The organism is Psychroserpens sp., from assembly GCF_045105015.1.
Lineage (GTDB): Bacteria > Bacteroidota > Bacteroidia > Flavobacteriales > Flavobacteriaceae > Psychroserpens.
Genome location: NZ_JBGCCX010000054.1, coordinates 1 through 11,541 on the forward strand (window position 1 = coordinate 1; position 11,541 = coordinate 11,541).

12 protein-coding genes are annotated in these 11,541 nt (G+C 32.0%); 2 read left to right on the forward strand and 10 right to left on the reverse strand.

The window, feature by feature from the left end:
- Positions 1-53: 53 nt before the first annotated feature.
- Positions 54-1,148 carry a Nif3-like dinuclear metal center hexameric protein gene (locus AB8B90_RS04495; RefSeq protein WP_405334083.1) on the reverse strand — a complete coding sequence of 365 codons (1,095 nt, stop codon included), beginning with the start codon at positions 1,146-1,148 and terminating at the stop codon, positions 54-56.
- 44 nt (positions 1,149-1,192) lie between these two features.
- Between AB8B90_RS04495 and lpxK the strand changes: the two genes are divergently transcribed.
- A complete protein-coding gene (lpxK, locus tag AB8B90_RS04500) occupies positions 1,193-2,227 on the forward strand; it encodes a tetraacyldisaccharide 4'-kinase (protein ID WP_405334085.1) in 1,035 nt (344 codons plus the stop codon).
- A gap of 1 nt (position 2,228) precedes the next feature.
- On the opposite strand, the gene AB8B90_RS04505 is transcribed toward lpxK, so the two are convergent.
- From AB8B90_RS04505 to AB8B90_RS04535, 7 genes are read right to left on the reverse strand one after another with little or no spacing between them, the layout of a single operon-like run.
- Positions 2,229-4,460, reverse strand: coding sequence for an ATP-binding protein (locus AB8B90_RS04505; protein ID WP_405334087.1), 2,232 nt, complete (start codon positions 4,458-4,460; stop codon positions 2,229-2,231).
- 30 nt (positions 4,461-4,490) lie between these two features.
- Positions 4,491-5,507, reverse strand: coding sequence for a type I glyceraldehyde-3-phosphate dehydrogenase (gene gap / locus AB8B90_RS04510; RefSeq protein ID WP_405334089.1), 1,017 nt, complete (start codon positions 5,505-5,507; stop codon positions 4,491-4,493).
- Entirely contained in the window at positions 5,508-6,386 is an 879-nt protein-coding gene (gene lipA, locus AB8B90_RS04515; RefSeq protein ID WP_405334091.1) for a lipoyl synthase, read from the reverse strand.
- 48 nt (positions 6,387-6,434) lie between these two features.
- Complete coding sequence (locus AB8B90_RS04520) at positions 6,435-7,646, reverse strand: Nramp family divalent metal transporter (protein ID WP_405334093.1); 1,212 nt, start codon at positions 7,644-7,646, stop codon at positions 6,435-6,437.
- 5 nt (positions 7,647-7,651) lie between these two features.
- Positions 7,652-8,200 carry an RNA polymerase sigma factor gene (locus AB8B90_RS04525; protein WP_405334095.1) on the reverse strand — a complete coding sequence of 183 codons (549 nt, stop codon included), beginning with the start codon at positions 8,198-8,200 and terminating at the stop codon, positions 7,652-7,654.
- Entirely contained in the window at positions 8,191-9,303 is a 1,113-nt protein-coding gene (locus AB8B90_RS04530) for a glycosyltransferase (RefSeq protein ID WP_405334097.1), read from the reverse strand. The genes AB8B90_RS04525 and AB8B90_RS04530 overlap by 10 nt, the downstream gene beginning before the upstream one ends.
- Before the next feature lie 6 nt (positions 9,304-9,309).
- The gene (locus AB8B90_RS04535) at positions 9,310-9,513 is read right to left on the reverse strand and encodes a membrane or secreted protein (RefSeq protein WP_405334099.1); all 204 of its coding nucleotides are present in this window, start codon (positions 9,511-9,513) and stop codon (positions 9,310-9,312) included.
- Positions 9,514-9,693: 180 nt separating this feature from the next.
- On the opposite strand from AB8B90_RS04535, the gene aqpZ reads away from it, so the two are divergent.
- Entirely contained in the window at positions 9,694-10,380 is a 687-nt protein-coding gene (gene aqpZ / locus AB8B90_RS04540; protein ID WP_405334101.1) for an aquaporin Z, read from the forward strand.
- 82 nt (positions 10,381-10,462) lie between these two features.
- On the opposite strand, the gene AB8B90_RS04545 is transcribed toward aqpZ, so the two are convergent.
- Together AB8B90_RS04545 and AB8B90_RS04550 are read right to left on the reverse strand one after the other, a co-directional pair.
- Entirely contained in the window at positions 10,463-11,260 is a 798-nt protein-coding gene (locus AB8B90_RS04545) for an anti-sigma factor domain-containing protein (protein ID WP_405334103.1), read from the reverse strand.
- Positions 11,261-11,270: 10 nt separating this feature from the next.
- On the reverse strand, positions 11,271-11,541 hold a 271-nt coding region (locus tag AB8B90_RS04550; protein WP_405334104.1), incomplete at its 5' end, for an RNA polymerase sigma factor.

Genomic DNA, 11,541 nt, shown 5'->3' on the forward strand with positions numbered 1-11,541 from the left:
GTACAATGCTCTTAATCGATCTTCTACAGATGCTTCAGCTTTTTTTGCCATAATTATAAATACTTTACCGGATTTGTATTTGTCGTTGATAAAACGACTGCAAAATTAGTAATTTTTTTTGAGAGATAGTCTACTAAAAAGTTTTTTGTGAACTGTTCACTTTCATAATGTCCAATATCTGCTAAAATAATGTCGTTTTCCGCTGAAAAAAAGTCATGATATTTTAAATCTGAAGTTATTAAAACATCAGCGTCAGCAGCTTTAGCGGCAGCTATTGCAAAACTTCCTGAGCCTCCTAATACTGCAATTTTTGAAACCTCTTCTTTGATAAGTTTAGAATGCTTCAGGCAAGAGACATTCATTTTTTTCTTTACAAACTGAAGAAAAGCTTTAGTTTCTTGATTTTTTTCTAAGTTTCCAACCATTCCAATACCAATGTTTTGATTGTAGTTTTCGAGCGAGGTTACTTCAAATGCTACTTCTTCATATGGATGGTGTTCAAAAAGAGAACTTAAGATTTTAGATTCTACATGTTTATTGAAAGTTACAGAGATTTGAGTTTCTTCTTCTTTATGCAATTCTCCCTTTTTTCCTATTTGAGGGTCAGAATTTTCATTTCCTTTATAAGTTCCTATGCCTTCAGTATTAAAACTACAATTGTCATAATTGCCAATATTGCCAGCTCCAGCTTTGAATAACTCAGCTCTTAATGCTTCAGCATTTTTTGTAGGTATATAGGTTGTTAATTTTTTAATAGTCCCTTTTTGAGGAATCAATATCTTCTTATTGGTTAATCCTAGAGTGTTGCAAATAATGTCGTTAACACCTTTTAATGCGTTGTCTAACGCTGTATGAATAGCATAAATGGCAATATCATTTTTAATGGCTTTTAAAACGGTTCTTTCAACATAAGATTTGCCAGTTATTTTTTTTAAACCTTTAAAAATAATAGGATGGAAGCTCACAATTAGGTTGCAATTTTTTTCGATAGCTTCATCAATCACAGCTTCTAAGGTGTCTAATGTCACAAGAACTCCTGAAACTTCTGTTTGCTTATTTCCAACTAAAAGACCGACATTGTCAAAGTCCTCTGCATAATTTAGAGGTGCAAGTTCTTCCAAATAGCTAATGACATCTTTTACAATCATAATTGTGAATTTGTTTCAAATATAAAATTTTATAGTCATTTGATATGATTATCTTAGCAATTGATTTTGATATAATGAAGCTAATTCGATATATACTTTTTCCTTTTGTTCCCATATATTATTTCGTGACTTGGTTACGAAATAAGTTATATGATTTGGGATGGAAGTCTTCAACAGCTTATGATATCCCAATTATTTGCGTAGGTAATTTAAGCGTTGGTGGTACAGGGAAAACACCTACGATAGAGTATTTAATAAGGATGTTGAGTCAGAATTATAATGTTGCTATTTTAAGCAGAGGTTACAAACGCAAGTCTTCTGGATTTATTATTGCTGATGAACATGCAACTGCTGCTTCAATAGGTGATGAGCCATTTCAATTCTATACTAAGTTTAAAGATATAATTGTAGCTGTAGATGTTGATAGACGTCAAGGGATTTCAAAATTACTAAAGCAAAAACAACCAGACATTATTTTATTAGATGATGCTTTTCAACATCGAAAAGTGAAGGCTGGATTTAATATTCTGCTCACGGCTCATGGTAATCTATATGTAGATGATTTTGTATTGCCAACTGGAAATTTAAGAGAGCCAAAATCTGGAGCAAAGCGTGCCGATGTGATTGTCGTGACCAAATGCCCTGAAACAATGTCTAAGTCTGAAAAAGTATCGATTATTAATCGTTTGAAGCCTTTGCCAAATCAGGAGGTGTTTTTTAGTTCGATACATTATTCTGAAAAAGTTTGGAAAGGAAATCAAAGTAATGTCTTGTCTGAATTAATTAAGCAAGAGTTTACACTTGTCACAGGAATTGCTAATCCGAAACCTCTAGTAGATTTTTTAAAAAGTAAAGATTTACAATTTGAACATTTGAAATTTAAGGATCATCATAATTTTACAGGTGAAGACATCTCTAAATTAAAAACTAAGAAAATAATACTAACAACTGAAAAGGATTATGTTAGATTGTTGCCTTATTTTAAGGATGAAAGTGAGTTGTATTATCTACCAATCGAATTTATAATAGATCCAATTGATTTGTTTGAGAAATCAATCAATAGTTTTCTGAAACTTTAAATTACATTGATGGTGTTGTCTTTTCATTTTCAGCAAGCACTTCGTATAATTTCTTCTCGAAATCTTCTTGCTTAAATGGCTTAGATATGATATCATCAAATCCTGCTTCATCAAACTCATGCATTTTATCTTCCAGCGTTACAGCTGTTAAGGCAAAAATAGTAAGCTCTTTGTCGAAAGTTCTAATGATTTTAGTCGCTTCTAAACCACTAATACCTGGCATGTGAATATCCATGAGAACAACGTCGTAAGTGTGTTCTCTTACTTTTTCAACCGCTGCTTCACCATTATCTACGATTTCACACTCAAGTCCCATCTTGTTCAAGATTTTCTTGGTAATCATTTGATTAATCTTGTTGTCTTCAACAATCAAAATTTTAATGTTGCTAATGTCCAATTTGCTAATGTTTTTAGAGTAATCCTCTTTAATAATTTTAACTTCTTCTGGAGCGTAGGTTAATGGTATTTCAAAAAAGAAAGTTGTTCCTTTTCCGAGTTCACTTTTAAGGTAGATTTTTCCTTTTAATATTTCAATTAATCCTTTTACAATGGAAAGACCTAAGCCAGTTCCACCATACTTTCTATTAATTTGAATGGAGCCTTGGGAGAAGCTCTCAAACATATTTTCTTGTTTTTCTTTAGAGATTCCAATTCCGTTATCTTCAATTTCAAATCGAAGCATATGGTCATTTCCATTTTTAGAAATGCTATACACTCTTACCCAAATATCTCCATCTTTGGTAAACTTGATAGAGTTACCAATAAGATTGATTAAAATTTGAGATATTTTAAGATTATCCCCTACAAAAGTTTGTGGTAGGTCTTTTTGATAATCGAAGTGCATTTTGGTATTATTATCTAATGCTGAATTATTAAGCGCAGAAACCACATTTTCTACTTTCATTTTCAAGTTAAACTGAACAGGATCAAGTTCTACTTTATTAGCTTCAATTTTATTAATTTGAAGTATATCATTTATGAAAGTTAATAAGTAATCTCCAGAAAATTTTAAAGATTTTAAATGTGGAATTTGATGCTCTTTAGGTTCTTCATCTAATAACATGTTTGTCAAACCCGTAACAGCATATAATGGTGTCCTTAACTCATGAGTTACAGTAGATAAAAAGTTTGCTTTCGTTTTAGATGCTTGTTCAGCTTTACGCATAGCTTCAACTAAATCGTCGTTTTTCTCGTGAAGCATGTTATTAGATTTAAGTCTAATATTATTGTTTTTGTACAATGCTAGAGTTAATAACGATAAAATTGTAATTAATGCGATACTTAAAATTGTGGTGATTTTTGCTAAACTACTTTCCGATTCTTGTTCTTCGATAATCGTTTTTAGTTTCTCGTAATCAGCGGCATTGTAGGCATCTATATATTCTGTGCGTTTCTCAGGTAATAAGTTTTCTCGTTTAATATTTAGAATCGAATCTGAAAGCTGTACGTGTTTGTTTAAATATTCGTGTGCCAATTCAAAATCAGCTTCATTTTCATAGATGTTGCTTAGTGTTAAATAAGCTTCATTAGTGTTTTCAATAAAACCATTTTTATCAGCAATATTTAAGCCCTCTTTGGTCATTGAGATAGCTAAATCATTATTGCCAAGTTTGTCAATCGTTTTTCCGCTATAAATTAATGCATTTGATAGAATATTTTTTTGACCGTATTTTTTTGAAAGTACAATTGTTCGCTCAAGTAATGATTTTGCGGTTTTGTAATCTTTAAGTTTTAGATTTACTTTAGCTTCATTAAGAGTTACTTCAGGAATTAAGCGCTCTAGGTCTTCTTCTTCAAATTTTGTTTTTGCAGAATTAAAATAATCTAAAGCCGTTTGATATTCTTTTTTACTAGCATGAAGTGAACCTCTAATATTATAGGTCATTGCTAAATTACCGTAGTCATTGATTTCTCGTTGTATTTCAGCAGCTTTTGTTAATGATACTAAAGCATTTTCATGCTCATTTACGGTAAATTGAAGTTTTGCTATTTTGGTGTGAATTTCGCCTTCACTTTTTCTGTCGCTAATTTTCTCAGCGATAGTTAGTGCTTTTTCTAAGTTGTCTTTAGCATTAAAATAGTCACCTCGCTCGTTGTCAAAATTTGACTGAGTGATTAGGTTTTCAATGCGCATTTTCAATATATCAACGTCTTCTTCTGCATCAACTTGAGCAGAAACAAATGTCGATAAAGTGATTAAAAAAGCTAATATGTAATGTTTAATTTGGGACATATCTTTGCCACTTTATTTGGACAAATATAATTATTTATTCGATAAACGTACTAATTTCATCGATAAATTGCAAATTAAATCTAAAATTCTTGAAGAATAGCCGGTTTCATTATCATACCAACCAACGATTTTTATCATGTTTCCGATAACAGAAGTCATTTGAGAATCAAATACACAAGAATGTGTGTTACCGACAATATCTATAGAGACAATTGGATCTTCAGTATACTGAAGAATATTTTTTAAATGTGATTGAGAAGCTAATTTAAATGCTTCGTTTATTTCTTCTATTGTAACTGTACGTTCTACATTAAAAGTAATATCTGTTAATGAACCATTAGCGACAGGAACTCGGATACCACAACCTCCGATTACATTTGATAAATCAGGAAATATCTTTGTAAGTGCTTTAGCAGCTCCTGTTGTTGTTGGAACAATTGATTGTCCAGCTGCTCGAGCTCGTCTTAAATCTTTATGAGGTTGATCGTGTAAACTTTGATCTGTTGTATACGAATGAATTGTTGTTATGTACGCTTGTTTTACTCCGCATAGTTCATTGATAACCGCAATCATTGGAGCAGCATTATTAGTAGTGCAAGACGCATTCGAAATGATAGTTTCAGTTCCTTTAATGTCTTTTTCATTGACACCAAGCACTACTGTTTTAATATCATCTTCTAATGGTGGTACAGATAAAATCACTTGTTTTGCACCATTGTCCAAGTGGTGTTGGAGGTCAGAAGTTGTTTTAAATTTCCCTGTAGACTCAATAACGAAATCTACATTATAGGGTCTCCAATTTATATCTTTAGGGTGGTTGTGATTTAAAAGAGGGATGTCTTTATCGTTACAAATAATTGAATGTTCTGAAGATGTTATTTCATGATTAGACACGCCATGTATGCTGTCGTATTTTAATAAATGACTAAGAGTTTTTGCATCAGCAAGATCATTTATAGCTACAACTTGGATATCATCTCGGTCAAGAATGAGTCTAAAAACACGTCTTCCAATACGACCGAAACCATTAATTGCAACCTTAATCATCTAGTTGATATGTTTTTGAGCTTTGTATGACGATCTAACTAGTGCACTACTTTCAACGTGACGAAAACCTAAATCTAATCCGATTTGTTTGTATTCATCAAATTGTTCAGGAGTAATAAATTGTTGAACAGGTAAATGTTTTTTACTCGGTTGAAGGTATTGTCCGATAGTCACTACATCAACATTATTATCTTTTAAGTCATGAAGTGTTGCGATAACTTCTTCGCGAGTCTCGCCTAAACCTAGCATGATGCCTGATTTAGTTCGACGCTGACCTTGTTGTTTTAAGTATTTAAGCACATGCATGCTACGGTCATATTTTGCTTGAATACGAACTTCTCTTGTTAGGCGTCTTACGGTTTCAATATTGTGCGATACGACTTCGGGAGCAACTTCAATAATTCGATCTATATGTTGTTCTAAACCTTGAAAATCAGGAATTAATGTTTCTAATGTTGTTTCAGGATTCATTCGTCTTACAGCTTTTACTGTTTCGCTCCACATAATACTTCCCATGTCTTTAAGGTCATCTCTATCAACGCTGGTCAAGACCGCATGTTTAATACTCATAATTTTTATAGAGCGAGCTACTTTTTCAGGTTCATCCCAATCTACAGTTTCAGGGCGACCAGTTTTAACACCACAAAATCCACAAGAACGTGTACAAACATTGCCTAAAATCATAAATGTAGCCGTGCCTTCTCCCCAACATTCTCCCATATTTGGACAGCTTCCTGAGGTGCAAATTGTATTTAATTTGTATTTATCGACTAAGCCTCTTAATTCGGTATATTTTTTTCCCGTTGGAAGTTTAACACGAAGCCATTTAGGTTTAGGTTGACGTTGTGTAATTGTATTTGAAGTTGTTTCTGTACTCATTCTGAAAAAATTCGATTACAAAGATACGAAGTATTCTTTTAAATAAACTTAATAAATCAGATACCAAACACTAAACCCAAGTAAGAATATAATACCAAGAATACTTAAGACATGTAGACCTTTTGAAGGCCTCCAGTCTTCAGGTGTATGTTTACTTGAAATAAGAATATAATTTATGATAGCATAAAAAGGAGCCGTTAAAAATGAAAGAATAGTAGCTACTTTAATAAGTAGACCCATTTCCGAAGCAAAGAAAAAGAAGATGACGATAGTTCCGCTAACCAAAAATAAAATCCAAAATAGATATCCTTTTTTAAATCGTCTACCTGTGAGCAGTTGAGTGGTTTTTGCCATTGCTCTTGGTGAGGCATCTAAAGTTGTTAAGGTTGTACTAAACATGGTTGTAAAAGCTGCGACACCAACAATAATATAAGCCCAATTTCCTAAACTTGTAGTGTACATGTCAATTAGCTGATTTGCGAATTGACCAGCAGAACTACTAAACGTTGCACCACTATTAAACATAATCAACGCTCCTAAGGCTACAAATGCAATTCCTAAAATGATCGTACCAATATATCCAACATTAAAATCGAATAGCGCGGACTTTGGTAAAAATTCACCTGAAGATTTTTTCTTTTCTATGGTCCACAATGAATGCCAGACGGAAATATCTAAAGGAGCTGGCATCCATCCCATAAATGCAATAAGAAATGCTATTTCAAGATTATTTTCAGGAAGAATTTGTTTAAATGTTACCATTTGAATGTCACCTAACAAGGCGAAGCAAACAGCCGTTATTGTGCTTATTGTAAGTACTATGATAATGATTTTTATGAGTTTGTCAAGTAGTTTATACTTTCCAACAAGCAGTAATAAAAGACAAATGCTTAAAATGATAACGGTCCAAGTCTCAACGTCAAAAACAGCTCCGAATAGTGATGTTGCGATACCAGCTGTGACTATTGTTACTGCGGTTTGTATCGTAAACATTGTTGCAAATGTGAGAAGGAAATAGGCAAATAGTACAGGTTTACCTAATTTTTTATAACCTTCTAATAGTGATTCACCAGTTGCAGAAGCATATCTTGGTCCGAATTGAAAAAAAGGATATTTAAATAGATTTACTAACAGTAAAGCCCAAATCAAACCAAATCCAAAATCTGCTCCTGCTCTTGTAGATTGTACCAAATGTGATACACCAATAGCAGCTCCTGCAAATAATAAACCTGGCCCTATTTTTTTTAGACTAAAATTCACAAATGTTAGTCCTTTTTAATAATCTCAGACAAAAGTTTTTTTGCTCTTAGTAACTTAACTTTAATATTATTCATAGGTTCGTCAAGTTGTTGCGAAATTTCTTTATAACTTAATTCTTGAAAGTATCTTAAATTGATTACTTCTTGGTAATGTGGTTTTAGTTTTTTTATATCACGAAGTAATTTTGCTAAATTTTGTTCAGTAATTAGTTTATCTTCAGGGGAAGGGGATTCATCAATAATAGCATGAAATTCATCGTCTTTATCTCTGTTTACCGTATGTGGAATTGATGATTTTTGTTTCCGAAGTAAATCAATATGAATATTTTTAGAAATAGCGATTAGCCATGTGTTAAATTCGTAGTTATCATTATAAGTGTCAATTTTATCGAATGCTTTAGAAAATGTTTGAATCGTAATATCTTCAGCATCATTTTCATTTTCAGTTCTTTTTAATTGAAAACCATATACACTATTCCAAAACTTATCAAGCAAAAAATTGAATGCTATTTGGTTCTTGGTTTTTGCTTTTTCAATGGCTTCTTTTACTTCCAATATTCTGGTTTTGAAATCAAATTTTTTATAAATATAAAGAATTGAAAAACAATTAAGAATAACTCAAGAAAAGGACTTAAAAAAGGAAGATCTTTTTCATTTAGTTTTTTTGAGGCTAAAAAAAGGTTTGCTAATTGCACAATGAACCTTAAAATGATTAGCCCCAGAACGACTTTCCAATTGAACATTACTACCATCAATATTATGGCTAATGTCCAAAATAATAGTTGTGAGCAATAAAATGATGCTAGAAAAATTCTATGTTTTATTTTGTAGTGATTGGCAGTGCTGATATGTCTCCGTTTTTGAAGTGTCCATTCTTTCAGTGACTTTTTTGGAACGGATTCAGTAAAACTATTTTTCGAAATACATATTGATGTATTTGATGCTTTAGCTATCTGATTTATGAACAAATCATCATCACCAGATTTTATGTGCATGTGTTGCATAAATCCGTTAGCTTCAAAAAACAATTCTTTTCTGTAAGCTAAGTTTCTTCCAACTGCCATGTAGGGTTGGCCTAATTTAGCATAAGATAAATATTGGATAGCAGTAATAAAGGTTTCATATCTAATAAGCTTATTAATAAAAGATCCTTTAATTTTTTGATAGGCTCCATATCCAATAACGATTGACTTTTCATTTGAAAAGTGAGAACTCATTTCTTTTATCCAATATTTGGACAAAGGCTTGCAATCTGCATCAGTAAATAATAAGAAATTATTTTTGGCAGCTTTAATACCTAGAGTAAGAGCATATTTTTTGTTTCCCCAAAATTTTTCAATAGGCTTTACATTTACAATTTTGATGTTGTTGTGCATTTCTTTAAAGTCTTCCATAACTTTTAAAGTATCGTCTTTTGAGTTGTCATTAATAAGAATAACTTCAAAATCAGAGTACTCTTGAGACATCATCAAGGGTAAGAATTCTTTTAGATTTATTGCTTCATTTTTTGCACATACAATAACAGAAACTGATATGTTTTTCAGTTTAGGTTTAATAGTTTTGTGCCTGATGAGGCTATTGAAAATAATACCGTAAAAAAAAACTTGAACACCTACGACTACAATAAATACGTAGAATACTATTTCAAGAAAAATCATTGACGATTAGGAGTGTTGAGGTTCATCACAATTATCAAACTGATCTGGTGTTTTACCACAAAACCCACAAGCTTCACCCTCTTGATTAAGTATGGGATTTTGACTTGCACAAGTTCCAGCAAACTTTCCGTCTTTTTTTGCCCAGATTTTAATGGCTATACCAGCTACACTTAAACCTAAAAGTATTAATGTAATGATAACTAGTTTCATAAATGAATGGATATAAGATATTGATGCAAAGATACAATTTTTCAAATGTTTAGCGAACAATAAGTACTGTAGTCTTAAGATTAATTGTTGATTAAATTGTTAGTGACTTTTTAACATTATTGGTGTCATATTAATAATTATCATAAATTTAAATTCACTAACTAATACATTTTATTACTTATGAAAAAATTATTCGCAGAATTTTTTGGAACATTTTGGCTTGTCTTTGGAGGTTGTGGTAGTGCTGTTTTTGCAGCCGCTTTTCCTGAATTAGGAATTGGTTTTGCCGGAGTCGCATTAGCTTTTGGTTTAACTGTACTTACTATGGCATATGCTGTTGGTCATATTTCAGGAGGACATTTTAATCCTGCCGTCTCCCTCGGTTTATGGGCTGGAGGAAAATTTGAAGCAAAAAACCTTGTAGGTTACATTATTGCTCAAGTTATTGGAGCAGTTGCTGCTGCAGGCGTTTTATATTTAATAGTTACTGGTAAATCTGATTTTGTAGATATAGGCGGTTTTGCTTCTAACGGCTATGGTGAATTGTCACCAGGAGGTTATAGTATGATGTCTGTTTTAGTCGCAGAATTTGTTTTAACACTATTTTTCTTGTTAATTATTTTAGGAAGTACAAACCCAAGAGCACCTAAAGGTTTTGCTCCAATAGCAATCGGACTTGGGTTAACGTTAATACATTTAATTAGTATTCCAATTTCGAATACATCTGTTAATCCAGCACGTTCTACTAGTCAAGCATTATTTGCTGGAGGAGAATTTACAGCGCAATTATGGTTGTTCTGGTTAGCTCCAATTGCAGGTGCAATTGTTGCTGGATTCATACATAAAGCTTTATTCGATAAAGAGTAAGGGATTTAATAATTCCAAATAATAAAAAAAGCCACTTTTGACAAATTCAAAAGTGGCTTTTTGTAATTAGGGTGCTATTAAATTATCTTTTGTTATTGTTTAAGTCAATCTCAGCTACTGCACTATCTGCAATAGTTTCATTTAAACGGTCCTTTTGTTCAATTGTAATGCTTAAAGCCAAAGCATCTTTTATGTATGGTACAGATTGTAAGTGTTTCTGAGAAGCATCTAACATTCCTAGGTTTACCATTCTATCTTGCATTTCAGCCCAAAGCTGATAGGTTTGATTTTCTGGTAATTGAGGTAAAGATACAACATCAATCATTGAAGTTTCTTCAATTGGATTAATGTAGGCCACTGTTTTTAAATCTTTAGCACGATCATTTCCTCTAAATACATATTTGGCAGTTTCAGGGTTGTTTAATTCCATAAACTGACGCATTAAATTATCAAGTCTTTTATTGTTTTCATCAATATCACTTCTCAAATCAAAAATTTCATCAACAACAACCTGATTTTCATTGAGTAAATCTATGTTTTGTTGAGTTTTCATGTAATATCCACCAGCAAAAACAAAGGCAACAATACTTGCAGCAATACTATACCATGGTGTTTTACGACTGGTATTCTGTAATTTGACAACAGGAGTGTTGTCTTCAATGTCGATAAATACATTGTCTAAAATAAATTTAGGAGCATCTACTGCGTTAGCTTTAGCAATAATTTCAAGGTTTTTTTGTAACCTTTCATATTCATTTTGTACCTCAGTGTAAGTGTCAATAAAGTATTCTACTTTCAGACGTTCTGAAGCAGAGGTTTCATCCAGAATATACTTGTCAAGTAAACCAGATTGAAAAAAAGTATGTAGTTTTTTTTCCATTTTGATGTCTTTATGGGTCATAAACTTTTTTAAGTTCACGTAAACCTATTTTTAATCTAGACTTAATTGTACCTAGTGGAATGTCTAATTCGTCACTTGCTTCTTGTTGTGTCATACCTTCAAAAAACAAGGCTTTTAAGACAATTTGGTACTTCTCGTCTAATCTTCCTACATGCTCTTTTAAATCTAATACATCTTGATTTAAATTAGCTGTTGGTAAGATATATACGTTTGATTTATCAATTTGGACTTCTTTTTCAAATCTATTATTGAAGCTTCTT

Bases quoted from the DNA above. Each gene is read 5' to 3' on its own strand.
- AB8B90_RS04495 (WP_405334083.1), bottom strand. From the start codon at position 1,148: ATGATTGTAAAAGATGTCATTAGCTATTTGGAAGAACTTGCACCTCTA.
- aqpZ (WP_405334101.1), top strand. From the start codon at position 9,694: ATGAAAAAATTATTCGCAGAATTTTTTGGAACATTTTGGCTTGTCTTT.
- lipA (WP_405334091.1), bottom strand. From the start codon at position 6,386: ATGAGTACAGAAACAACTTCAAATACAATTACACAACGTCAACCTAAA.
- lpxK (WP_405334085.1), top strand. From the start codon at position 1,193: ATGATTATCTTAGCAATTGATTTTGATATAATGAAGCTAATTCGATAT.
- AB8B90_RS04505 (WP_405334087.1), bottom strand. From the start codon at position 4,460: ATGTCCCAAATTAAACATTACATATTAGCTTTTTTAATCACTTTATCG.
- AB8B90_RS04530 (WP_405334097.1), bottom strand. From the start codon at position 9,303: ATGATTTTTCTTGAAATAGTATTCTACGTATTTATTGTAGTCGTAGGT.
- gap (WP_405334089.1), bottom strand. From the start codon at position 5,507: ATGATTAAGGTTGCAATTAATGGTTTCGGTCGTATTGGAAGACGTGTT.
- AB8B90_RS04535 (WP_405334099.1), bottom strand. From the start codon at position 9,513: ATGAAACTAGTTATCATTACATTAATACTTTTAGGTTTAAGTGTAGCT.
- AB8B90_RS04545 (WP_405334103.1), bottom strand. From the start codon at position 11,260: ATGGAAAAAAAACTACATACTTTTTTTCAATCTGGTTTACTTGACAAG.